Annotated in this window: 24 protein-coding genes; 16 read left to right on the top strand and 8 right to left on the bottom strand. The window is 61.0% G+C overall.

Annotated features, from left to right (window positions below):
- Window positions 1-378: 378 nt before the first annotated feature.
- Entirely contained in the window at window positions 379-1,155 is a 777-nt protein-coding gene (locus tag R2855_16975; protein ID MEZ4532689.1) for a type III pantothenate kinase, read from the bottom strand.
- 128 nt (window positions 1,156-1,283) lie between these two features.
- Between R2855_16975 and R2855_16970 the strand changes: the two genes are divergently transcribed.
- The 11 genes from R2855_16970 (at window position 1,284) to R2855_16920 (ending at window position 9,727) form a co-directional block, all read left to right on the top strand.
- Complete coding sequence (locus tag R2855_16970; protein ID MEZ4532688.1) at window positions 1,284-2,552, top strand: S41 family peptidase; 1,269 nt, start codon at window positions 1,284-1,286, stop codon at window positions 2,550-2,552.
- A gap of 74 nt (window positions 2,553-2,626) precedes the next feature.
- Window positions 2,627-3,382 (top strand): response regulator transcription factor, encoded by a 756-nt coding sequence (locus R2855_16965; protein MEZ4532687.1) that lies wholly within the window; start codon window positions 2,627-2,629, stop codon window positions 3,380-3,382.
- A 107-nt stretch (window positions 3,383-3,489) separates the two neighbouring features.
- On the top strand, window positions 3,490-4,506 hold the full coding sequence (locus R2855_16960) for a PstS family phosphate ABC transporter substrate-binding protein (protein ID MEZ4532686.1): 1,017 nt from the start codon (window positions 3,490-3,492) through the stop codon (window positions 4,504-4,506).
- A gap of 107 nt (window positions 4,507-4,613) precedes the next feature.
- Entirely contained in the window at window positions 4,614-5,360 is a 747-nt protein-coding gene (locus R2855_16955; GenBank protein MEZ4532685.1) for an ABC transporter permease subunit, read from the top strand.
- 522 nt (window positions 5,361-5,882) lie between these two features.
- Window positions 5,883-6,065, top strand: a complete 183-nt coding sequence (locus tag R2855_16950; GenBank protein MEZ4532684.1) for a hypothetical protein — start codon at window positions 5,883-5,885, stop codon at window positions 6,063-6,065.
- Window positions 6,066-6,067: 2 nt separating this feature from the next.
- Complete coding sequence (locus R2855_16945) at window positions 6,068-6,223, top strand: ABC transporter permease subunit (GenBank protein MEZ4532683.1); 156 nt, start codon at window positions 6,068-6,070, stop codon at window positions 6,221-6,223.
- 17 nt (window positions 6,224-6,240) lie between these two features.
- The gene (locus tag R2855_16940; GenBank protein MEZ4532682.1) at window positions 6,241-6,495 is read left to right on the top strand and encodes a hypothetical protein; all 255 of its coding nucleotides are present in this window, start codon (window positions 6,241-6,243) and stop codon (window positions 6,493-6,495) included.
- A gap of 4 nt (window positions 6,496-6,499) precedes the next feature.
- Window positions 6,500-7,321 carry a phosphate ABC transporter ATP-binding protein PstB gene (pstB, locus tag R2855_16935; GenBank protein ID MEZ4532681.1) on the top strand — a complete coding sequence of 274 codons (822 nt, stop codon included), beginning with the start codon at window positions 6,500-6,502 and terminating at the stop codon, window positions 7,319-7,321.
- A 27-nt stretch (window positions 7,322-7,348) separates the two neighbouring features.
- Entirely contained in the window at window positions 7,349-8,011 is a 663-nt protein-coding gene (locus R2855_16930) for a PhoU domain-containing protein (protein ID MEZ4532680.1), read from the top strand.
- A 504-nt stretch (window positions 8,012-8,515) separates the two neighbouring features.
- Window positions 8,516-9,067: a hypothetical protein gene (locus tag R2855_16925; protein MEZ4532679.1), complete on the top strand. Its 552-nt coding sequence runs from the start codon at window positions 8,516-8,518 to the stop codon at window positions 9,065-9,067.
- A gap of 3 nt (window positions 9,068-9,070) precedes the next feature.
- Window positions 9,071-9,727 carry an RNA methyltransferase gene (locus tag R2855_16920; GenBank protein ID MEZ4532678.1) on the top strand — a complete coding sequence of 219 codons (657 nt, stop codon included), beginning with the start codon at window positions 9,071-9,073 and terminating at the stop codon, window positions 9,725-9,727.
- A gap of 4 nt (window positions 9,728-9,731) precedes the next feature.
- On the opposite strand, the gene R2855_16915 is transcribed toward R2855_16920, so the two are convergent.
- The 4 genes from R2855_16915 to ftsY form a co-directional block, all read right to left on the bottom strand.
- Entirely contained in the window at window positions 9,732-10,220 is a 489-nt protein-coding gene (locus R2855_16915; protein ID MEZ4532677.1) for an MgtC/SapB family protein, read from the bottom strand.
- Window positions 10,221-10,302: 82 nt separating this feature from the next.
- A complete protein-coding gene (locus tag R2855_16910) occupies window positions 10,303-10,851 on the bottom strand; it encodes a glutaredoxin domain-containing protein (GenBank protein ID MEZ4532676.1) in 549 nt (182 codons plus the stop codon).
- An 82-nt stretch (window positions 10,852-10,933) separates the two neighbouring features.
- A complete protein-coding gene (gene ffh / locus R2855_16905; protein ID MEZ4532675.1) occupies window positions 10,934-12,283 on the bottom strand; it encodes a signal recognition particle protein in 1,350 nt (449 codons plus the stop codon).
- Between the two features lie 3 nt (window positions 12,284-12,286).
- Window positions 12,287-13,249, bottom strand: coding sequence for a signal recognition particle-docking protein FtsY (gene ftsY, locus R2855_16900; GenBank protein MEZ4532674.1), 963 nt, complete (start codon window positions 13,247-13,249; stop codon window positions 12,287-12,289).
- Between the two features lie 210 nt (window positions 13,250-13,459).
- Between ftsY and radC the strand changes: the two genes are divergently transcribed.
- Entirely contained in the window at window positions 13,460-14,164 is a 705-nt protein-coding gene (gene radC / locus R2855_16895) for a DNA repair protein RadC (protein MEZ4532673.1), read from the top strand.
- Between the two features lie 18 nt (window positions 14,165-14,182).
- A complete protein-coding gene (locus tag R2855_16890; protein ID MEZ4532672.1) occupies window positions 14,183-14,974 on the top strand; it encodes an LLM class flavin-dependent oxidoreductase in 792 nt (263 codons plus the stop codon).
- Here R2855_16890 and R2855_16885 read toward each other — a convergent pair.
- Both R2855_16885 and R2855_16880 read right to left on the bottom strand, forming a co-directional pair.
- A complete protein-coding gene (locus R2855_16885; GenBank protein MEZ4532671.1) occupies window positions 14,963-16,195 on the bottom strand; it encodes a GGDEF domain-containing protein in 1,233 nt (410 codons plus the stop codon). The genes R2855_16890 and R2855_16885 overlap by 12 nt on opposite strands.
- A gap of 21 nt (window positions 16,196-16,216) precedes the next feature.
- Window positions 16,217-16,639 carry a hypothetical protein gene (locus R2855_16880; protein ID MEZ4532670.1) on the bottom strand — a complete coding sequence of 141 codons (423 nt, stop codon included), beginning with the start codon at window positions 16,637-16,639 and terminating at the stop codon, window positions 16,217-16,219.
- Window positions 16,640-16,737: 98 nt separating this feature from the next.
- Between R2855_16880 and R2855_16875 the strand changes: the two genes are divergently transcribed.
- From R2855_16875 to R2855_16865, 3 genes are all read left to right on the top strand, one after another.
- Window positions 16,738-17,742, top strand: a complete 1,005-nt coding sequence (locus R2855_16875; GenBank protein ID MEZ4532669.1) for a rod shape-determining protein — start codon at window positions 16,738-16,740, stop codon at window positions 17,740-17,742.
- Window positions 17,743-17,784: 42 nt separating this feature from the next.
- Window positions 17,785-19,359 (top strand): 4-alpha-glucanotransferase, encoded by a 1,575-nt coding sequence (gene malQ / locus R2855_16870; protein ID MEZ4532668.1) that lies wholly within the window; start codon window positions 17,785-17,787, stop codon window positions 19,357-19,359.
- 80 nt (window positions 19,360-19,439) lie between these two features.
- Window positions 19,440-21,137 carry a 1,4-alpha-glucan branching protein domain-containing protein gene (locus R2855_16865; GenBank protein MEZ4532667.1) on the top strand — a complete coding sequence of 566 codons (1,698 nt, stop codon included), beginning with the start codon at window positions 19,440-19,442 and terminating at the stop codon, window positions 21,135-21,137.
- Between the two features lie 57 nt (window positions 21,138-21,194).
- Here R2855_16865 and R2855_16860 read toward each other — a convergent pair whose 3' ends face one another.
- On the bottom strand, window positions 21,195-22,634 hold the full coding sequence (locus R2855_16860; protein ID MEZ4532666.1) for a phosphotransferase: 1,440 nt from the start codon (window positions 22,632-22,634) through the stop codon (window positions 21,195-21,197).
- Window positions 22,635-22,638: the final 4 nt, after the last annotated feature.

Below are 22,638 nucleotides of genomic sequence, written 5' to 3'. Positions count from 1 at the left end.
GTCGTCGCCCCGGAGACGAACAGCATCGCCTCGGCCAATGATGTCTTTCCCGCGCCACCGTGGGAAAAGAGGCCGATGTTGCGAATCTTGTCAGCTGTGTACTGCTTCACGGGGTCTCCTTCATCGAGAGCCGTTCAGGCCGGTTGACCCATCATGCGTAGATGGGCGGTCGAGCGACTGAATATGCGGCCGCTCGCCAGCCGATGGCGCGCACCGTTCCCGGGGCGTTGCAATCAGGCTGACGGCTTCGGTTGCGGATCGTCTGCATCGAGCAGACCTCCTTAGGACGCAAGCAATCGTGAAGACATTATAGAAAGGTCCAAGGTCCGGCCACAATCGACCGCAATCGAATTCATGGAAATGGGCGTGTTCGTCTGTCTACTGCCCGGTCGCCGATTGGGCACGCTGCGCAATGAAGCGAAGGCCTTCGAGGGTGAGGTTGGCTTCGTATGGGCCCAATTCCGAGGAACGTTCGGAGAAGAGCGCGCCGTTGCCACCGGTGAGCACGACGGTCTCGCAGCCGCCGAGCTCGGCTTTGGCCATTTCGACCAGGCCTTCGACCATCTTCAGGTGTCCGAGTACCACCCCGGCCTGTACCGCGTGTGTGGTGTTGCGTCCGATTGCCTCGCGCGGAATCTCGATTGGGACGGCGTACAGACGCGCAGCCCGTGACGCAAGCGCATCCATGCTTACACCCAGACCTGTAGCGATCGCTCCTCCAAGAAAGCGGCCATCCGCGTCGAGCGCATCTACCTTGGTCGCCGTTCCAAAGTCGACGACGATGGCCGGACGGCCGTAGAGCACATCGACCGCGACCGCGTTGGTCAGGCGATCGGTGCCGGTTTCGCGTGGCTGATCGGTGCAGACCTCGATGCCGAGCGGTAGTTGGCTCGATACCAGCAACGGAGAAATCCCGAACCGCTGCTCCACATACTCGGTCAGGCTGCGGGTAATGGCGGGGACAACGCTGCACATCGCAACAATGCAATCGTCGCAGGTGAGTGCCTCGAAATGGACATCGAGGAGCGCGTGCCATTCATCAGCTGTCCGATCACGTGCGGAGGAGAACCGGAACGTTCTCAGCCAAGGCGCCGTCAGATCCTCGGTCAGCCCAATGTGCACATTTGTGTTGCCGACATCGATCGCGAGAAACACCCAGCTTCCCTTCCTGACCTCTGTCGGGCCCTGAGGGTTGGCTCCCCTTCATATTCGCCACGTATTATCAAGGGTGTCGACGCGACGCGCGAATGCGCCGCCGCTTGTTCCTGCCTCGAGAGCTTTCCATGTCCGATTCTGCTGTCACGATACGAAAGCCAATCCTGCTGACCTTCCTGATCAGCATGGGCGTGCTCATTGCGCTCACTGCCTTCTTCCTCGGAGCGCTTGCGCAACGGGAATGGCTACCAGACACCCTGGGAGTCGATTCCGTTATCGCGCCGGCCTCGGATGCGAACGACAACCTCGATCGGCTGTCGCAGGTCGAGGAACTGATCAATGAGGAGTATTACGGACGTCCGCAGGATGGCGAGACCGGTGACGAGTTTTGGAGCGACCTCGAGGGACGAGCCCTTACCGGGTTGGCCGAGGGGCTGGACGGTTACTCCGTCTACCTGCCACCGGACGATCAGCAACAGGCAGCGAATCAGCTCGAAGGCACCTTCGAGGGAATCGGCGTTTGGGTGGCCACCCGCGATGGGAAGATGACCATCGTCGCGCCGATCCCCGGATCACCGGCCGAGGAGGCAGGGATACTTGCTGGCGATGTCATCCTGCAAATCGATGGCGTCTCGGTCGAAGGTCTGACGGACGCCGACGCCCTCGACTTGCTCAAAGGCCCGGCCGGGGAGTCGGTGCATCTCCAGCTGCAACGCGGGACAGAACCACCCATGTCCCTCGATGTGGAGCGCCGCAAGATTCCTGTTCCCGTCGTGACCTACCGGCTCGACGAGGAATCGAACGTGGGCATCATCAGAATCGTCGTCTTTGGCGACAAGACCGCCGCGGAACTCGATGCCGCGCTTCAGGCCGCGAAGAACGACGGTGTGGACGGAATCATCCTCGATCTGCGAAACAACGGTGGAGGCTGGGTGCAAAGCGCGCAACAGACGATCGGGCGCTTTGTGCCGGAAGATGCCGGTCCAGCCCTTTGGGAGGACACGGATCCCGGTCGCACGGGGGATGAGAAAGAACAGCCCATCATCTCGGGCGACGTCAACGCGTATGACATTCCACTCGTCGTACTGGTGAACAACGGGACCGCGAGCTCTGCGGAGATCGTTGCCGGAGCGCTGCGGGACTACGAGCGCGCGACGATCGTGGGCGAAACAACGTTCGGTAAAGGGTCCGTGCAGCGGGTGCACGTCTTCGAGGACGGCTCGTCTTTCCGGCTTACCTTTGCGCATTGGTTGACGCCGAACGAAGAAGTGATCGACAAAGTTGGCATCGCGCCAGATGTGGTGGCTTCGAGGACACCTGACAGCGAGATCGGCGACGCGCAGCTGGATGCCGCTATTCAGGTCCTGACCACCTCGACAGGGACACCGGTTGCCTGATGTTCCTTACGCTAACAAGGAATTTACAGGGCGGTAACCGCGAGTTAACGCGGCGTCCATAGCATTTGGTCGTGATGAGCGACCGAAGTGCTTCTCCAACCGAACTCGAAACCTCCAGCCAGCAGGCGCCATCGATCGGCGGCACGATCTTGTTGGTGGAGGACGACCCTACGCTTCGCAGCATAACCACCTACAACCTGATCCGCGCCGGATACGGTGTCATCAGCGCAGCGGACGGCGAGGCCGCCATGGCGGTCGTGCGAGAGCAGCTGGACCAGATCGATCTCGTCGTTCTCGATCTGATGCTGCCTGGTTTGAATGGCCTGGCAGTGCTGCGCCAGATCCGGACCCGCAGCGACGTTCCGGTGCTCATCGTCTCCGCACGAGGTGAAGAGCAGGACAAAGTCGACGGACTCGAACTGGGCGCGGACGACTATGTCGTCAAGCCGATTGCGTTGCGGGAGTTCATTGCCCGGGTGCGGGCGACGATGCGCCGCCGCGCGATTCCATCGGCGCGGCCGCCGTCTGTGCTCTATCGTGGCCCCCTCACGATCGAACTGGAAAGCCAGAAAGCGCAAGTGGGCGCCAGGGATCTGACGCTGAGCCGGAAGGAGTTCGGATTGCTGCGCGAACTCGCGTTGGCGCCCGGTCAGGTCTTTACGCGCCAGCAACTGCTCGACGTGGTGTGGGGAACCGACATCTTCGTCGATGAACGCACGATCGACGTGCACATGTCATGGCTCAGATCGAAACTGCGCGAAGCCGGAGGTCCGGACGGAATGATTCGGACTATTTACGGCCGCGGATATTGCTTCGAGGTGGCGTCCTGATGATGTCGCTTCGTCCTCCCATTCTCGAATTCACTGTCCGAAGGGCAGCGAAGTGCCGGGAAGACGTTCCCGGTGATACCAAACCGTCAAGCAGAAAAGGAGAAAGAATGTCGATTCCGTCCCTGCAAAGCTCGCGTCGAGGGCTTCTTGGCTCGGCGGCGGCGATTGGGCTGTCGCTGACGATGCTGTTGAGCGGCGCCGTCGCCCAGGACGCCACCGCAGTCCCGTACGAGGAGCCGGAGAATGCCGGCGACCTCTCCGGCACGATCGTTGCCGATGGTTCGTCCACGGTCGGACCCATCACTGAGGCGATGGCAGAAGAGTTCGCGGCCATAGCGTCAGGTGTGCAGCTCGAGGTCAGCATCTCGGGTACCGGCGGCGGGTTCGAGCGCTTCTGCAACGGCGAAACCGACCTGCAGAACGCCTCCCGCGAAATCAAGCCGGAAGAAGCCGAGGCATGCGCTGCCAACGGCGTCGAGTACTACGTCTTCGAGGTTGCATATGACGGCATTGCGGTGGTCGTCAACCCGGAGAACGACTTTGTCGAATGCCTGACCGTCGACCAGCTCAAGTTGATGTGGCAGCCGGAAGGCGCCGCGACGAAGTGGAGCGAGATCGACCCGTCGTTCCCGGATGAGCCGATTTCGCTCTACGGCCCCGGCACCTCTTCGGGAACCTTCGACTACTTCACCGCTGAGATCGTCGGCGAAGAAGGCAGCTCCACGACCAACTACCTCCCGAGCGAAGACGACAACCAACTGGTGGAAGGCGTTGCCGGCGATACGAACGCACTTGGCTACTTCGGACTGGCCTACTACGAGCAGAATGCCGACCGGCTCAAGCTGGTGGCGATCGATGGCGGTAGCGGCTGTGTCGAGCCAACTGCTGAAACCGTTGGCGATCTCACCTACGCGCCGCTTTCACGGCCACTGTACGTCTATGTGAATGCCGAAAGCTTGCAGCGTCCTGAAGTCCAGGAGTTCATGAAGTTCTACGTCGCAACCGCAGGCGAGATCGTCGCTGACGTCGGATACGTCGGATCTCCCGCCCAGGTCTATGCAGAAGACCAGGCCAAGCTGTTCGCTGCTATCGATGGCTCCGGCACGCCGGACTCGGCCAGCTAGGCAAGACCGTCTTTCCGCTTGGGACGGCTCCGACACTCGGAGCCGTCCGTCGCGTCAGGAAGAGGTGCGGTTTAATACGCATGGCAACCGCTGAGCGAAGTTCATTCATGGCGATCGATCCGACGACAGGCACAGACATTGGAACCGAGACTGTGCCGTTTTTTCGGCCCGGTCACTCCTACGTCGATCAGGATCTGTTGCGACGACAGCACCTGACCGAAAAGGCCGCTGGGTACATTCTGCTCGCATGCGCGGTGGTTTCCGTCCTGACCACGATTGGGATCGTGGTGGTGTTGCTGGCGCAAGCGGTCAACTTCTTTGCGGACGTGTCTGTCGTCGACTTCCTGACCGGGACCACCTGGACAGCGCTCTTTCAGAATCAGCAAGAGTGGGGTGTCCTGCCGTTGGTCTCCGCTACGCTGATGGTCACGCTCCTCTCGATGGTGATCGCGGTGCCGATTGGGTTGATGAGCGCCATTTATCTGAGCGAGTACGCGTCTCCCCGAATGCGCGCCATTTTGAAACCGGTGCTGGAATTGCTGGCCGGTATCCCGACCATCATCTACGGTTTCTTCGCGCTGACATTCATTACCCCGGACATTCTGAAGCGAATCTGGACCCAGACGAGTGTCTACAACGTGTTGGCCGCGGCGATCGCCGTCGGAATCATGATCGTGCCGCTCATTGCCTCGTTCTCCGAAGACGCAATTCGCGCTGTGCCGCGCTCGATGCGCGAAGGCGCCTATGCACTCGGCGCCACCAAGCTGGAGGTTTCGGGGCGCATCATCGTGCCGGCGGCGCTGTCCGGGCATCGTCGCCTCGTTCATTCTCGCGGCGTCACGCGCGGTTGGTGAGACCATGATCGTGGCGCTCGCGGCCGGATCGAAAGCGCAGATGGTGACGAATCCGCTCGGACCCGGCGAGACCATGACTGGCTATATCGTCCAGGTGGTTTCCGGGGACGCCCCGCGCGCTCGACGATCTACTACTCGCTATTCGCTGTCGGGCTCCTGCTCTTTGTCATGACGCTGGCGTTGAACATCTTCAGCCATTGGTTCGTGCACCGGTTCCGGGAGGAATACGAATGAGCGCCGAGTCTTTCGTGCCGCAGTCTGGTTCGCTTTCGGACACGGGGAATCTCCCTGGCCGTCAGCGGATCGCCTCCGTCGGGCGCTGGGTGCTCTGACTGCCACGCTCCTTGCGGTCGGCGCCCTGGTGGTTCTCCTTTGGTACATCTTCCAGCGCGGCTGGGATTGGCTCAACTGGGGGCTGTTGACGAACCCGCCGTCGCGTAAGCCGGAGAAAAGGCGGGGCTCAGCATCGCCATCTCCGGCACGCTTTGGATCATTTCGCTCACATTGCTCGTGGCATTCCCCATGGGAGTGGCTGCCGCCATTTATCTCGAGGAGTACGCGCCCAAGAACCGCTGGACCCGCATGCTCCAGATCAACATTTCGAACCTGGCAGGCGTGCCATCGGTCGTTTATGGCTTGCTTGGGCTTGGCATCTTTGTCGAGTGGCTCAATCTTGGCCGCGTGGTGCTCGCTGGAGGGCGCTGACCATGGCCTCCCTGAGCTTGCCGGTCATCATCATTGCCAGCCAGGAAGCGCTGAAGGCGATCCCTTGGTCGCTACGGGAGGCCGCATACGGCGTTGGAGCCACGCGCTGGCAGGTCACGGCCTCGCACGTTCTCCCGGCCGCGTACCCGGCATTCTGACCGGTGTGATCCTTGCCGTGTCCCGAGCAATCGGCGAGACCGCGCCCTTGCTCGTGGCGGGCGCTGCCGGATTCGTCACGGCCAAACCAAGCGGGTTTTTCGATTCCTACACGACCATTCCGATCCAGATCTACAACTGGATGTCCCGTCCCCAAACGGAGTTTAGAGACCTGGCCGCGGCTGGCATCATCGTGCTGCTCGCGTTGCTCATCTCCATGAATCTCATCGCGATCATTGTCCGGCAGCGGTTTAGCTCCAGGACACGGTGGTAGTCCCATGACACAACAGCTCGAACGAACCAGTCTGCTCGACGCGCCGGTCAATTCCGCCGCCGGTGAGCCGCTTATCGACATAAACAACTTGAATGTGTACTACGGAAGCTTTCATGCCGTTGGCGATGTGACCTTCGACATTGCGAAGAACCAAATCACCGCCCTGATCGGACCGTCTGGCTGCGGGAAGAGCACAGTGCTCCGCTGTATCAATCGGATGAACGATCTCATTCCGTCCGCGCGTGTGGAAGGGGAGATTCGCTTCCATGGTGAGAACATCCTGGGATCGAATGTCGACCCGGTGATGGTTCGCCGTAGGATCGGCATGGTCTTCCAGAAGCCGAACCCCTTTCCCAAGAGCATCTATGACAATGTCGCATGGGGCGCCAAGGTCAACGGGATTCGCAAGGGAATGGATGAGTTGGTCGAATGGTGTCTTCGCTCGGCCGCGTTATGGGACGAAGTCAAGGACAAGCTCGATCAGAGCGGTCTCGCGCTCTCTGGCGGCCAGCAGCAGCGACTCTGCATCGCCCGGGCGCTGGCGAACAATCCGGACGTAATCCTGATGGATGAGCCGTGCTCGGCGCTGGACCCCATCTCGACGCTGCGCATCGAGGACCTCATGCGGGAACTCGCGCAAAACTACACAATCGCTATCGTGACGCACAATATGCAGCAAGCAGCGCGCGTTTCCGATCAAACGGTCTTCTTCTCACTTGGAGAGAACCGAATGGGCACACTGATCGAATCGAGCCCAACGCGCGAGCTTTTCACCAACCCACGTGACGGCCGAACCGAAGACTACATCACCGGGCGCTTTGGATAGGCGACCTGTCGAAAGAAGGGAGACACCATGACCCGCGAACAGTACATGCGGAGTCTCAGTCACCTGAGAGACCAGGTGGTGCAGCTGAGCTCGATGGCTGACAAAGCAATAGCCCGTTCGACTGATGCCCTCAAGAATCAGGATATCGAGCTCGCGCAACAGGTCGTGAGCGCCGATCACGACATCAACGAGCTCCGGTGGGGACTGGAGAGCGAAGCGCTTGCGGTGATCGCCATGCAAGCTCCAATGGCTGGCGATCTTCGGCAGATCGTTGCTGGGTCTGCACATCATCTCCGAGCTCGAACGTATGGGCGACCACGCTGCAGGCAACGCGAAATTGCCCTGCTCACCGCAGATGAGCCACCCTTGAAACCGCTCGTGGATATTCCCCGCATGTCATCCGTGGCGCGAAGCATGCTTTCGAGCGCGATCGATGCGTTCATTACGTCGGACGTCGAACTTGCCAGAAAAACGATGGCGAGAGATGACGAAATCGACCAACTCTATAACCAGGTCTATCGCGAGTTGTTGACGTTCATGATGGAAGATCAGCGCACCATCAACCGGGCGACGCATCTTCTCTGGGCTGCGCACAATCTGGAGCGCATTGGGGACCGAACGGAAAACATCTGCGAGTTCGTGGTCTATTCCGTGACGGGGAACATTGCCGAGGCGTACATTCCGGCCTAGCTCAACAATCGTTGCAGGATCGCGCCCACTTCTTCGATCTCCAACGGCGGCTCGAGCAGGAGCTGACCTCCTGCATCGGTGACGGCATCGAGCGAGATCTCCCCGGGACGCCGGCGACTACGATCGCCGGCATGACGCTTCGTGGCGAACCGGCATCCACCCGGTCCGAAGTCCCTCGCATGCGGCGGATGACCTCCTCGGCCGAGATGTCCCCAATTCCAGCATCGAGCAAGACAGCATCGAACGATCGCAACCGCAAGACTTCGAGGAACTGCAATCCGCTCCCGATCGCGCTCGTCCAGAACCCCTGTAGAGCAGGCCTTCGGTGAGGAAATGAGACAGCGACAGATCGTCGGTGACGATCGCGAGATGCGGCCGCTCCAGGGCAGAATCGCTCATCGGCTGTTCCGACTCGCATCGTGACGAGTAGAATGGCAACCCGCCTGCTTCCAGCAGGTTGCGAATGTTGGTTCCCCACTCATCTGCACGAGGCGTTCTTTCACCATGATTCTCGACACCGACGACGCGCGCATCGCCGCGTTGGTAGATACATATACTGCACGGCTCGCGCTCCCCACATCCGATCTTTGGATCACCACCAACCGCACGCGATACAACGAGTGGGTCGGGCGTCGGGTCGGCGGTTCCATCGGAGGAGCCTATGTCTATCACCCGGGCCGTGGCAAGCATCTCATTCTGATCAATCTCAAGCGAATCGATCTATCGCAGCCGAAGTCGCTGGAGATCGTTGTTTGTGAAGAATTGCTACATATGCGCCACCGGATCGACGGCGACCGCCGCAGGCATGCCAAACATGGGTACGACCGCATTGCAGTGCAGGTGAGTGAGTTGACCGGGGCGACGATGGAAGAAGTCCGCACCTGCGTCAAGCCGGTGAAACGGCGTACCCCGAAATATGTCTATGCCTGCCCCAATTGCAAAACGGAGGTGCCACGCAGCCGTGTCGGAGTTTGGTCGTGTGGGCGTTGCTCGCCCACGTTCGATCGCCGGTATCAGCTTCGTATCGTGCGGACGATCGACCGCGACGCAGCCTGATCGATGACCGACCCTTTCATCACCGACCGCCGTCAACTTTCGAAGCAGGCTCCTGCCAAAGACTCGCGATTTCCGCGCACCAGCCGCCGCATCGAGCGCATCCATGAAGTGCTCGAGCGACGACAACCTGATCTGATCGTGGTGCTCGAGAATGTGCACGATCCACACAATATCGCGGCGGTCTTGCGGAGCTGCGACGCGGTGGGAGCGATGACAGTTCACATCACCCGAGACCCTGCCACCAAGCCGCACAAGAAGTTCTCGCGGCGGTCTTCAGGCAGCGCAGCAAAGTGGATAGACGTTCTCGAGTTCCCCTCGATCGTCGAGAGCTATGCCGCGCTTCGGGCAGACGGATTCTCGATTCTGGCGACCGGGGGCGGTGCGAAGGCTTTGCCGATGGGAGCAGTCGACCTGACGACGCCGGTCGCGATCGTGCTGGGCAATGAGATGCGCGGCCTTACCGACGACGCCTTGTCGGGCGCCGACCAGATCGTGACGATTCCGATGGTGGGCATGATCCGAAGCCTGAACATCTCGGTCGCCTGCGCGGTCCTGCTCTACGAGGCATATCGGCAGCGTGAGGCTGCCGGCTGTTACGCCGCATCCCAATTGGGGGCCGAAAGGGTGGAGTTGCTCGCGGCGGAATGGGAGAAACGCTAACGGATCAATCGTCCTGATGCCGAAGATGCGAATCGTCGTCATGACTCGTGAACCGGCTGGAAATCTTGTCTTCGAGGACTTTGAAGAACGAGAGGACGACGACCGTGGCGATGGTGGCGTAGACCGCGGGGAAAAAGAACCCGGCTCCGCAGACCACACCGATCGCTGCGGTTGCCCATAGTCCAGCAGCAGTTGTGAGCCCTTTGACCCTCGCCGCTGAGCCGAAAATGACTCCTGCCGCGAGAAACCCGATTCCTTGCGCCACCGTCGAGGCGACGCGGCTCGGGTCGGCGCCGACAAATCCGCTCGAACGGGCTTCGCTTGCGATCAAGATACCTGCCAAGGTGAAGAGCGCGGCTCCTTCTGCCGCAAGCGCATGTGTGCGCATTCCCGCCGAGTGCGAGCGCACCTCGCGATCGAGCCCAATGATTCCTCCGCAGAGCAGGGCAATCGTCAACCGGAGCGCGATGTCCTGATTGGTTGGGTCGAGCATGGCAAGCGCCCATCGTTGCGTGACGAATCGAAAACGACCGCACCCAGTGTGGCGGGTGCGGTCGGCTCAGGACAAATCCGGGCTAGAACTGGAAGATGGTCTCGCCGCTCTCGTCCGGTCGAACATAGCGCGCGCTGACGTGCTGACCCGCCTCGAGCGTGTCGATCAATTGATCGAGCGTGGCCATGTTCTTTACACGCTTCCCAGCAACCGACGTGACAACATCTCCGCGTCGAATGCCGGCCTTGTCGGCAACGCTATTGGGCTTGACTTCTCCGACATAGATGCCACGCGTCCCTTCCGGATAGATAGCGGCGATCTCAGGATGATTGGAGAAGTACGACTCGCTGTCGGCGGCCAGCAAGCCCAGCGGGGCCCGCTTGGCCTTGCCATACCGATCGACGATCCGGGCGAGCCGTGGCTGGTCGAAACCGACGATCACGTCATTGTCGGCGGCGATGACAGGAACACCCTGCTGACCGGACCGCTGGATCATCTCCATGGCGGCCTCGTAGTCGCTATCGACCTTCTTCTCCTGGAAAGGGACGCCAGCCTTGCCGAGATAGTCCTTGACGCGGTCGCACCATGGACAAGTCGAGGTGGTGTAGACGGTAACTCCGGTTGCGCTCATGGTTGCCTTTCAGGTCGGAAAGCGATCGTCATAATGAGGAAATTGTACCCGCCCTGAGGGAGAATTACCAACTAACGAATGGTTAGTTGAAGTCGAACGGGAGACCCTGCAGTCCCTTGGGCAGTCGGCCTTTCTTGGTCATGTTCCCCATCTGCGCCATCATCTTGCGCATCTCTTCGAACTGCTTCAACAGCTGAGAGACTTCTTCCCGGGAGGTCCCGCTGCCCTTGGCAATTCGCCGCCTGCGACGCCCGTCGATGATCTGCGGCCGGCGACGTTCCTCGGTCGTCATCGAGTAGATGATCGCCTCGATCCGCTTGTAGTCGTCGTCAGAGATCTGAGCTTTGGCCTGGCGGAGCTGGGCGCCCATGCCGGGAATCATCTCGAGGAGCTGATTGAGCGGACCCATCTTCTTGATTTTCTGGATCTGGTCGAGGAAGTCCTCGAGATTGAACTGCCCTTTGGTCAGGCGAGCCTGAAGATCCTTGGCATCCTCTTCGTTGGTTTGCTCGCTGGCTCGCTCGATGAGCGAAAGCACGTCGCCCATCCCCAGGATACGGCTTGCAAGCCGCTGAGGATAGAACGGCTCGATCGCATCCATCTTCTCGCCGGTGCCGATGAACTTGATCGGCACGCCGGTGACCGCGCGGATCGAGAGCGCCGCGCCGCCGCGCGCATCCCCGTCCATCTTGGTGAGAATGAGTCCACTGATGCCGAGCGCGTTGTTGAAGGCTTCGGCCACGTTCACGGCTTCCTGACCGGTCATGGCGTCAGCCACGAGGAGGATTTCAGTCGGGTGGACTGTCTGCTCGATGGCGGCGACCTCGGCCATCATCCGTTCGTCGATCTGGAGGCGGCCGGCGGTGTCGATGATGACCGTGCTGTATCCGCGCTCTTTGGCGAACTGAATCGCGTTCTGAGCGATCTGCACCGGATCGGCAGTAGTTCCTTCTTCATAGACGGGAACGTCGATCTGACGGCCCAGCGTCTGCAACTGTTTGATCGCGGCCGGCCGATAGACGTCCGCCGCGACCAGCAGTGGCAAGCGGCCCTCCTTGCGAAGGAGGGTAGCGAGCTTGGCGGCATGTGTGGTCTTGCCCGATCCCTGCAAGCCAACCATCATGATGATCTGCGGTGGCCGATCTGGCAGAGCCAGCGGTTCTCGTTCGTTGCCCAGGATATTGATGAGTTCGTCGTTGACGATCGAGATCACGGTTTGGCCCGGAGTCAGCGACTTGAGCACGTCCTGCCCGACCGCGCGCTCACGAACTGCCGCGATGAAATCCTTGGCTACCTTGAAATTGACATCCGCCTCCAAAAGCGCGCGCCGCACCTCACGCATGGCCTCATCGACGTCTTGTTCCGTCAGATGGCCCTTACGCGAAAGCTTCCCAAGCGACTGGTTCAGGCGGTCGGACAATGTCTCGAACATCGGTTATCCCTCGTCGGCGCTGAAGAAAAGCGCGTCGACATACGCTTCCGGGTGGAACTCCGCCATGTCCGTCGCTTTCTCTCCGGTGCCGATGTAGGAGATCGGCACGCCGAGCTCTCGCGAGACCGAGAAGGCGATACCGCCCTTCGCGGTGCTGTCGAGTTTGGCGATCATGATGTCGGTGATTTCCACTGACTCAGCGAACTTCTGCGCTTGCAGGAGTCCGTTCTGACCGGTGGTGGCATCGATCACCATGAGCACTTCCTGGGGCGCTTCTTCGACATGCTTCTGCATGATCTTGCGCAACTTCTTCAGTTCTTCCATCAGGTTGAACTTGGTATGCAACCGACCGGCGGTGTCTACGATCAATACGTCGCGGTTGCGCGCATAGGCGGCTTGCATGGCGTCGAAGACGACCGCGCCCGGGTCGGCCCCCTGCTCATGCGCAACAACTGGCACGCCCAGCCGCTCGCCCCAAATCTTGAGCTGATCGATGGCAGCGGCACGGAAGGTGTCGCCAGCGGCCATCATGACCGAGCGCCCAAAACCCTGGTGATAGGCAGCCAGCTTGGCGATGGACGTCGTCTTGCCGACACCGTTGACGCCCACCACCATGATCACGTACGGAACGCCGCGCTGGAGGATCTTGACCTGACGATGGCGGGTCGCTTCCTCGAGGATCTCGACCATGTCCCAGCGCAAGATCTCGCGAGCGTAGCCGGGATCGATGATCCGCCCTTCCGCGACTTTGCGCCGCATGCTCTCGATGAGTTGTTGCGTCACCTCCCAGCCGACATCGGCCTGGATCAACAACATCTCGAGATCTTCGTAGAGCTCCTCGTCGATCGATTCCCGATCGAACAAGCGAGAAATCTCGCTGAATACGCCGCGGCGCGTCTTCTCGAGCCCCTGGTCGAGTTGCAGATCGGGTTCGGCTCGCCGTTTGAATATCCGGCCGAGTACCAAATGACGTTCTCCTGAATCGCTCGATGGATGATTGGTCGGTATCGGGTGATCGAAAGCCGGAAAAACGTTGTCGAAATGGCCTCCGATTCGACTTGAGAGAATACCATGGCATTTCTGGCGCATCGCCCTGCCAAGCGCCGAACGACCCACGGCGCAATCGGTACAATCTGGCGCGAGAAGGTCGAGAGTTCGAGGCTCGAGAGGTCGGCAGTGGGACGAACCAACGGCGTGCGCGAGATGCTCCCGGATGAGCAGCCGCGCGAGCGAATGCTGAAATGGGGCTCGGCCCAGCTCAAGACGAGCGAGCTCATCGCGATCTTGCTGAACACCGGCACGGAGGGAGAAAGCGTCGTCAAGCTCTCCGAACGGATCCTGCACGAAAACGGCGGGCTGCGTGGACTAACCAGGCTCGATCTGGCGGAGTTGACTGCGATCCACGGTGTTGGTCCGGCCAAGGCGACTCGACTCCGGGCGGCACTGGAACTGGCAAACCGGGTGGTGGCGCTCGATCCGGACGACCGAATGCGAATCTCCACTCCGGAGGATGTGGTCCGCCTGGTGGGTCCCGAGATGGCCGCGCTCGATCACGAGCAATTGCGCGTCGTTCTTGTCGATACCAAGCACAAGGTACTCGCTGTGCGGACGATCTACCGTGGGAGCGTGAATCAGGCGCAGGTTCGGGTCGGCGAGGTGTTTCAGGATGCGGTGCGGCAAAATGCTGCCTCGATCGTCGTCGTGCACAATCATCCTTCTGGCGATCCCGCTCCTTCGGCGGCAGACATTGCGCTTACGGTCGAGCTAGACCAGGCTGGAAAGCTGCTCGGAATCGACGTGCTCGACCACTTGATCGTCGGCAGTCACGGACACACGTCGTTGCGCCGCCTGGGCCTTGGTTTCCCACGTGGCAGCGCCTAGGGAAAGGTTGGCACCTACATGACACGACGCGGATTCGGAATCGCCGCGGCGACGCTCTCGTCTCTTGTCGCACCGTTGGCTTCTGCTGCCGAAGCGAATGGATATGACACCTTCTGGGTCAACGACACGCCAGGTTCGGACGGTTTCGAGGCGCTTCGACGGGCCGCCGAGGTTACCTCCCGCATCCGGCTCGGTGTTGGCGTGATACCGATCGACCGGAGATCGCCAGATTCGATCGTCCAGGCGATCGAGCAGTCGACGCTGCCGAAAGACCGGCTGATCGTCGGCGTAGGAGCGGGTGGCGAGCTCTATGGATCGCTCGACAACGTGCGAGGCGCCGTGCGGACCATTCGCGAGCAAGCTGGCGTGCCGGTAGCCGTGGGAGCGTTAGGGCCGAGGATGGTGGCACTGGCAGCCAGAGAGGCCGATGCGGTGCTTCTCAATTGGCTGACGCCGCGACAGGCGAAGCTCTCTACCCAGGAGGTTCGGAGCCATCAGGAGCCAGGGCGACGCTGCGAAGTGATCGCCTATGTACGGGTCGCGCTTCCCGAAGGGTTCGAGCAACTTGCCGGGGAAGGCGATCGATATGCCTCGTTCCCGGCCTATGCGCGGCACTTCTCCCGCATGCAGGCGCAACCACTGGCAACCTGCGCGTACGGGACCAAAGACAAGATCCAGCGTGGGCTGACGGCATTCGATGCCGAGGTGGATGAAACCGTTGTCCGGGCTGTCTCGGATCGGGAGACGCTCGATGCTTACATGGGGATCCTGAAGACGGCCAGACCCATCGAACGCGGGTCAGCCAGCTAGCTCGACCCTGTTCTTCCCGGAGCGCTTTGCAACGTACAGCGCGGCATCGGCGGATGCGATGAGGCGCGAACCGTCGGCATCGGACGGGTCGAGCTCAGCACCTCCGATGCTCACGGTCGTTTCGACAGGGACCGTGCTCGATTCGTTCGCACGTCGGATGCGCTCAGCCACCACGACGGCGCCATCCGCGGTGGTCTCTGGCAAGATCACCGCGAACTCCTCGCCGCCGTAACGGGCGGCGATATCGATCGACCGAACCGACGACTCGATGGCACGTGCTGTGGCGCGCAGCGACTCATCACCCGTGCCATGCCCAAAGCGGTCGTTCACCTGTTTGAAATCGTCGATGTCGATCATGAGCAGCGATAGTGCGTGACCGTATCGCCTGGAACGAGCGACTTCCTCAGAGAGCCGGGCGTCGAATCCTCGACGGTTCGCAAGTCCGGTTAGCGCGTCCATCTGGCTCTCATCCGCGCGACTCTGAAGCTCCGAAATCTTGCGAGCAGTCATCACCACGGTGTCCCGCCCAATGCTCAGGAGCGCCAGCAAGCCGGCTGCCGCGATACCAGCGGTGGGCCAGCCAAAGAGCCCGCCGGTTGCGACCGCTGAGATCGTGAGCGTTGCGCCGAACGTCAATCCGAGGATCCATGTGGTCATCGAACCGGAACCAGCGAGTCCGGCAGCCTGCCGTCTTCGCCCGGTTGAAGCACCAATCAAGCGCACGCAACATGCGCCGGAGAGGCCGAGTAGTGTGATAGCTGTCCACGCCCGATCGATCGTGTTTGCGGCGCCGAAAGCGGTAAAAGCGGCGAGCAGCCAGAGCAGCGATTCCGGGACTTGCCCTGGCATTCGAACTCTGGCAATGGTGGCGATGGCCTCGCATCCGCGAGCGAGGGAGAGTACGGCAATCGCGCCGGCAAGGAACTGCACCGGGGCGGTAGGCGTCTCGCCCGCAAGGAGATCCGCAGCGAACGGTTGCGCGATTCCGAGCAAGCCAGCAGCCAGGAGAGCGGACCATTCGAAGCCGTCCTGGGCAAACGAAGCAACGGCCATGCCAAGAGCAAGGAAGATCCAGACAAGAGTTGAAGATTCAGGAGTCGTCCGTCCCGAAAAGTCTGTCAACAGCGCGATGCCGCTGGCGATTGCCAACATGCCGACTTCGATCAGGCGACCGTCTGTCGACCAGAGAGATGAAGACGAGGTCACACGCAGAGTGGCCATGGTTCGGCTCGCTCGAACTCGCTAGCGCACCTCGTCGCCATTCGGCCAGAAGTGCGGGCCGCCATGTTGCTGATCGCAGAAGAGGATCGACGTTTCGGTGCGGTCGATTTCGACTGGCGGCATCGTTGCCAGGTCAGATCGCCCAACTGCCGGGAATCCCTTTGGCGCCTGATGCGTCATCTGCTGGCAAAGCGCATGTTCCATTTGGTCGTCGAAGGCATAGACACCGCGCCGTCCTCCGCCTCCCGATCGGCGTCCGCGGTTGCGCTCCCTCGATCCGCCGTCGGAATCGCTTCTGGGGCCGCCCTTGCGTTCGTTTTTGTCCTTGTCGCGGCTGCTCGGGTGCTTGCCGTGTTGTCGTTCCTCGCCGTCCACCGTGCGTTCCTCTCTTGCCAAGACCGTGCCGTCGCACCCCGTTTGGAGGGAGCCCGGTGTCATGGTCATGGTACAATCGCTGGCTGATTCGGCGTCGGGAACGGGCCCCGATGGCCCCTCGCATTCGAGCTTTTCGAAGACGATCGAACGACGTCGGAGTTCCCTGAGTGGCAAAACAGATTGGAATCGACCTCGGCACCGCGAACGTGCTGGTTTTCGTTCGTGGCCGTGGAATCGTGATCAGCGAGCCGTCGGTCGTTGCCATTTCCGCCAAAGATGGAAAAGTGAAAGCTGTTGGCCTGGAAGCGCGCGACATGCTCGGCCGAGAGCCGCGCGAGACCATCGAAGTGGTCCGTCCCATGCGTGACGGCGTGATCGCCGATTACGTGGTCACACAGGAGATGCTGCGCTATTTCATCAACAAGAGCTGTGGCCGGTTCTCATTGGTGCGTCCCGAAGTCATGATCTGCGTTCCCGCGGGTGTGACCGGAGTCGAGCGGCGTGCGGTGCGTGACGCGGCATTGAACGCCGGAGCTCGCAAGGCGTTTCTCATCAGCGAACCACTGGCGGCAGCAATCGGCGCGCGGATCCCGGTTGCCGACCCCTCGGGCAACATGATCATCGATATCGGGGGCGGCACGACCGAGGTTGCGGTCATTTCGCTCAACGGCATCGTCGTCGCGCGCTCGCTGCGCGTGGGCGGCAACAAGTTCGACGAAGCGATCGCGAACTTCATCAAGCGCAAATACAACCTGCGCGTCGGGGAGCGGACCGCGGAAGAGATCAAGATTGCCATTGGCAGCGCAATGCCAGTCGATGAGGATGTGGTGATGGAGGTGCGCGGCCGCGACGAAGTTGCCGGTCTGCCCCGCACGATCCAGATCCATGCCAATGAGATCACGGATGCGATCACCGAACCGCTGGAAGCGATCATCGGAGCGGTTCGCGCGGTTCTCGAGGAAACGCCTCCAGAACTCTCCTCCGACATTATCGACAAGGGCATGATCCTGACCGGAGGCGGCGCGCTCTTGCGCCACTTGCCGGATCTGCTGACCGAGGTCACCGGCGTGCCGTGCTACGTTGCCGACGATCCGCTGGCATGTGTCGCGATCGGCACCGGTCTCGCGCTCGAGCACATGGATATCCTTCGCGATAGCCTCGAAGAGCCGTAAATCGGCGAACATTTCACTTGCTCAGACACCGAGGGGTCAGCCATGAGATTGGAACGGGCCAGCGGGATTCTGGCGCACCCGACATCGTTTCCGGGACCGCATGGTGTCGGGGACATGGGACAGGGCGCCTATGAGTTCGTCGACTGGTTGGCGCTTGGAGGCCAGTGTTACTGGCAACTCATGCCGCTCTCTCCGGTTGGCTACGGCGACTCGCCATACTCCGGGCTTTCGGCGTTCGCTGGGAACCCGCTGCTCATTTCGATCGACGGGCTTGCGTTTCTCGGACTGGAGACGGGCGGGGATTCGCGCGGGTTCAACGAGCACGAGGTCGACTACGGCGCTGCCGGGGCGTACAAGTACGCGGCGCTGCGGACGGCATTCGAGTCGTTCAAGGAACGGGGATCTCCCGAACTGCGCGCACAACTGAGCGCATTCGAAATAGCACAGGCATCCTGGTTGCGTGATTTTGCGTTTTTCATGGCGCTGAAACGCCGCTTCCGCGAGGTTTCCTGGCAGGACTGGCCAGACGAGATCCGCCTGCGAGATCCGAAGGCCCTCGCCGCTCTGGCGGCTGAGATGGTCGACGAAATCGACTTTCACGCGTTCATCCAGTTCCTCTTTCGGATCCAGTGGAGCGCGCTCAAGCGATATGCAAATGAGCGCGGTATCCAGATCGTCGGTGATATCCCCATTTACGTGGCGCTCGACAGCGCCGATGTTTGGGCGAATCCGAGTCAGTTTCGGCTGACGCCCGATCGCCGGCCGGAAGTGGTTTCCGGAGTTCCGCCCGATCTGTTTACCGCTGACGGCCAGCTCTGGGGCAACCCGGTCTTCGACTGGGCTGCCATGGAGACCGATGGGTTCGCCTGGTGGATCGAGCGCGTGCGGCGCCTGACCGAGCTGGTCGATGTGGTGCGTATCGACCACTTTCGGGGATTGGCGGCTGGCTGGGTGGTGCCAGCGGGCGATTCCACTGCCCGTGGCGGGCGTTGGGAGCGCGCGCCTGGAGCGGCGCTTTTCCATGCGATCGAAGCCGAGCTCGGTCATCTGCCGATCGTCGTCGAAGATCTGGGGATCATCACGCCGGATGTCGATGCGCTTCGCTTCGAGCTTGGACTGCAGGGAATGAAGGTGTTGCAGTTTGCCTTCAACGGCGATCCGGACAACGCCTACCTGCCGCACAACTATGAGCGAGATTGCGTCGTCTACACCGGAACGCATGACAATCAGACCACGATCGGCTGGTTTCAGTCATGCTCGGAGAGCGAGCGTCAGCAGGTCCAGACCTATCTGGGAGCCGACGGCAGCGATATCGCCTGGGACTTCATTCGGCTTGCGTTCGCATCGGTGGCCGACCTGGCTATCGTGCCATTGCAGGATGTGATGCGCCTGGGTGACGAGGCCCGCATGAACCGCCCAGGTATTGCATTTGGCAATTGGAAGTGGCGTTATCTCTCCCATCAACTCAATGACGGGTTGGCGCGCGGGTTGCGCGAGCTTGCAGGGGCCTATGGGCGGCTGGATCGCCCACCTATCGAGCGAACGTACGATCCATTCGACTACAGCGCCCCGGGTGCAACGCATCGTTTGTTCGACCGGTTCGATCCCAAGGCTTGAGCGACTTTTCGCTGCTATTGGGCAACCGGCACTAGAATGTCCTCGACATCCAATCAAGATCCCGATCCGGAGGAAACTCGATGAGCAAAATCGGCGGTTTCACCTTCGTGCTCCATTCGCACTTGCCGTATGCGCGTCAGGCGGGCATGTGGCCGCATGGCGAGGAGTGGGTGCACGAGGCGATAGCAGAGACCTATCTTCCGCTGTTGAATGCCCTCTACGACCTCAAAGAGGATGGGATCCGCTTCAAGCTCACCATCGGGGTCACGCCAATTCTGGGCGAGCAGCTTTCCGATCCAACGATCATCGAGCATTTCATCGGCTATGCGGCCGAGCGGTCCGCCTGGGCGGAAGACGATATCGATCGGTTCGAAGAAACAGGTGAGACCGGGCTGCGAGATCTCGCGCGGTACTACCACCACTTCTACGCAAGAGCGCTGACATCGTTCCAGGATCGATTCAAGAGCGACCTGCTTGGCGCGCTTGCGGTTTTGCAAGACGAAGGCTACGTCGAAATCGCCACGTCGGCGGCGACCCATGGGTACTTGCCGCTGCTCTCGCGCGATTCGTCGATCTCCGGGCAGCTGGCAACCGGCGTCAAAGCCTATGAGAAGCGGTTTGGCGCGCGTCCGCGCTCCATTTGGTTGCCGGAGTGCGCATACCGCCCGGCGTACCTCGAACCCACTGCGGACGGCGAGATCCGCCGACCCGGGATCGAGAGTTTTCTCGCAAAGTTCGGTCTGCAGGAGTTCTTCAGCGAGACGCATTCGGTGGAGGGCGGGAACCCGGTAGGCAAAGCGGCCGGAGAGGCCATCGGCCCGTACGGTTCCGTGACTCGCACCTACTCGCCTGAACTCGAAGCGCACGAGATCGATGAACCTCGCACGACCTTCCAGCCCTATTGGGTCGGCGACGAGCCAGGTAAAGTGGCCGTATTGGCCCGGAACAACGACACGGGCCAACAGGTCTGGTCGGCCACGTTTGGGTATCCGGGCGACTATTGGTACCGGGAGTTCCACAAGAAAGACGCTACCTCCGGTCTGCAGTACTGGCGGGTTGGGGGCAGCGGGCTCGATCTCGCCTTCAAGCCGCTCTACGAGCCGCACCGTGCCGCAGAGCGGGTCGAGGAACATGCGGAGCACTATGCGTCGTTAGTGCGACGGTTGCTGACCGAGTACTACGATGCCAACGGACAGTACGGCATCATCAGCGCGGCGTATGACACCGAGCTGTTCGGTCACTGGTGGTTCGAAGGCGTCGACTGGTTGAAGGCTGTGCTGCGCCGCCTGTCGCAGGCGCCCGAAATCGAACTGACAACAGCCAACGAAATCGTCACCAATCACCCGCCGAGCCGGGTCCTCGCCTTGCCCGAGAGCAGCTGGGGCGCAGGCGGTGGCCATTTCACCTGGCTCAATTCGGACACGCAATGGATGTGGCCGAAGATTCACGGCGCCGAACTCCGCATGGAACAACTGGTCGCCTCCTCGACGGGCGCCATCGGTTCAGAGCGAGAGTTCCTGAACCAGGCAGCGCGCGAGCTCCTGCTGCTCGAAAGCAGCGACTGGCCGTTCCTGGTTACGACCGGTCAGGCGCGTGAGTACGCCGTCGAGCGATTCGAAGACCACCTGACTCGCTTCGATCAGTTGGCCGAAATCATCGAAATGGGCCGGACCGAAGAACCTGAGTCGGTGGCATTCTTGCGGGATCTGCAGGATCGGGACAATCCCTTCCCTAACATCGACTATCGGGACTTCAAGGCCCATCAGGGCAGCGTCTAGCAAGCAAGTAGCAAGCGACATGCATGAGCGCTCAAAGAGCGCTCTTCGTCTTTGTGGCTATTTCAGGCTGTTCAGCGGGAGCCATGCCCAGTCCGGGCGGCTGCTGAGTTCGTACCTAACCTCGTAGAAGGCCTTGTCGGTCTCGAGTGCGGCAATGACCCTGGAGAACTCGTCGTCATCGAGCGGGGCGATGGGGACCGGTGCTTTGGCAATTGCCGTCCGATATGCGGCAAGGAAACGCGCTCTGGCGTCCTGCTCCCAATGTTCGAGCCACGCGCGTGAGGCTGCGTCGGCCTGCACATCATGGGAACTGGCGACGACACCTACCGCGTAGTTGATCGACCGCAGCATTCCCCCCACGTCACGCAGAGGGGAGTACTTCGCTTCTCGCTCATACGCCGGTCGATGTGGTTCGCCTTCGAAGTCGACCACGAGCAGGCGGCCGTCCTTGGTGACCAGCACCTGCCCGAGGTGATAGTCACCATGCACTCTCGTCTTGTAGAGCCCGGAGAGCAATTCGAACCAGGTCGCGCGTTCGTTCCAATCGCGAGGGCTCGCCAGGTAGTCTGCCGCTGCCTGGCGCGAGCGATCGGGCAGCGCGCGAAGTCGTTCGCCAGTAATCCAGTCGGTCTCCTCCGCTGAACGAAGAAATGCCGCCCGCCATGATTCGATATCGGCATCGGAGATCGGTTCGGGTGCAAGCGGTGACACCTCGGGCGCGGACGCTAGCGCGACGTGCATCTCGCCGGTCACCCGACCCATCCCATCCATGAAGTCGAGCGATCCGTCTTGCCCGTGCCGCAACAGGTCTGTCAATGCGGTCCACGTATCACGATGATCGCCCACATGTTGTTGCACCAACATGAGCGGGATATCGCCGTGCTCGCCACGATAAGTGGCGGCAGCGATGAGCTTGGGAATCGACGCGAATCCGGCGTCAGAGGCCAGATACCGGTTCATGTCGACTTCGATGTTCTGACCCACTTCGAGGCGGCGGTAGAGCTTGGCAATGGCTTGCTGGCCATAGGCGATGGATGAGTTGCTTTGCTCGAAGGTTGTGGCGGCCGACTGGGTTCCCGCGGCGAGCACAAATGGCATCCCATCCCGCATCCATGGCTCGAATTCGAAGACTCCGTGGTTGCCTTCGAGGTTCGATCCCTGGCCTGCCTCGACCAGGAAATCGCGGAACAGCGGATCGCCAATAGCGTCCTCGACCCATAGTGCTTCGGAGTCCGAATGAATTGACGCAATCGTCGAGGAAGCCGGGGTTTCCGCCCGATGGACGGTCATGGGGACGAAATAGCGCCGCGACTCACCGACCTGATAGTCGATCCCGATCAAAGCGAGAAGGATCTGAACTCCCTGTCGACCGACGACGGCAGCATCGACCAGCTGGAAATCGGCGATCGGCCGCAGCTTGTCGGCGTACCACCGCTTCTGGTCGAGATAGGCGGGAAGGCCGGCGGTAATTGCCTGCCAAAGAGCGTCATCGATCACGCCG

The sequence above is a fragment of the Thermomicrobiales bacterium genome (genome assembly GCA_041390825.1).
Lineage (GTDB): Bacteria > Chloroflexota > Chloroflexia > Thermomicrobiales > UBA6265 > JAMLHN01.
Note: the sequence above shows the minus strand (reverse complement) of the source record. Positions and strands in the feature narration are given on the sequence as shown.

What these genes read in the sequence shown, in the direction of transcription:
- R2855_16970 (MEZ4532688.1), top strand. Translation starts at nt 1,284, where the DNA reads ATGTCCGATTCTGCTGTCACGATACGAAAGCCAATCCTGCTGACCTTC.
- R2855_16965 (MEZ4532687.1), top strand. Translation starts at nt 2,627, where the DNA reads ATGAGCGACCGAAGTGCTTCTCCAACCGAACTCGAAACCTCCAGCCAG.
- R2855_16960 (MEZ4532686.1), top strand. Translation starts at nt 3,490, where the DNA reads ATGTCGATTCCGTCCCTGCAAAGCTCGCGTCGAGGGCTTCTTGGCTCG.
- R2855_16955 (MEZ4532685.1), top strand. Translation starts at nt 4,614, where the DNA reads ATGGCGATCGATCCGACGACAGGCACAGACATTGGAACCGAGACTGTG.
- R2855_16950 (MEZ4532684.1), top strand. Translation starts at nt 5,883, where the DNA reads ATGGGAGTGGCTGCCGCCATTTATCTCGAGGAGTACGCGCCCAAGAAC.
- R2855_16945 (MEZ4532683.1), top strand. Translation starts at nt 6,068, where the DNA reads ATGGCCTCCCTGAGCTTGCCGGTCATCATCATTGCCAGCCAGGAAGCG.
- pstB (MEZ4532681.1), top strand. Translation starts at nt 6,500, where the DNA reads ATGACACAACAGCTCGAACGAACCAGTCTGCTCGACGCGCCGGTCAAT.
- R2855_16930 (MEZ4532680.1), top strand. Translation starts at nt 7,349, where the DNA reads ATGACCCGCGAACAGTACATGCGGAGTCTCAGTCACCTGAGAGACCAG.
- R2855_16925 (MEZ4532679.1), top strand. Translation starts at nt 8,516, where the DNA reads ATGATTCTCGACACCGACGACGCGCGCATCGCCGCGTTGGTAGATACA.
- R2855_16920 (MEZ4532678.1), top strand. Translation starts at nt 9,071, where the DNA reads ATGACCGACCCTTTCATCACCGACCGCCGTCAACTTTCGAAGCAGGCT.
- R2855_16915 (MEZ4532677.1), bottom strand. Translation starts at nt 10,220, where the DNA reads ATGCTCGACCCAACCAATCAGGACATCGCGCTCCGGTTGACGATTGCC.
- R2855_16910 (MEZ4532676.1), bottom strand. Translation starts at nt 10,851, where the DNA reads ATGAGCGCAACCGGAGTTACCGTCTACACCACCTCGACTTGTCCATGG.
- ffh (MEZ4532675.1), bottom strand. Translation starts at nt 12,283, where the DNA reads ATGTTCGAGACATTGTCCGACCGCCTGAACCAGTCGCTTGGGAAGCTT.
- R2855_16890 (MEZ4532672.1), top strand. Translation starts at nt 14,183, where the DNA reads ATGACACGACGCGGATTCGGAATCGCCGCGGCGACGCTCTCGTCTCTT.
- R2855_16885 (MEZ4532671.1), bottom strand. Translation starts at nt 16,195, where the DNA reads ATGGCCACTCTGCGTGTGACCTCGTCTTCATCTCTCTGGTCGACAGAC.
- R2855_16880 (MEZ4532670.1), bottom strand. Translation starts at nt 16,639, where the DNA reads ATGACCATGACACCGGGCTCCCTCCAAACGGGGTGCGACGGCACGGTC.
- malQ (MEZ4532668.1), top strand. Translation starts at nt 17,785, where the DNA reads ATGAGATTGGAACGGGCCAGCGGGATTCTGGCGCACCCGACATCGTTT.
- R2855_16865 (MEZ4532667.1), top strand. Translation starts at nt 19,440, where the DNA reads ATGAGCAAAATCGGCGGTTTCACCTTCGTGCTCCATTCGCACTTGCCG.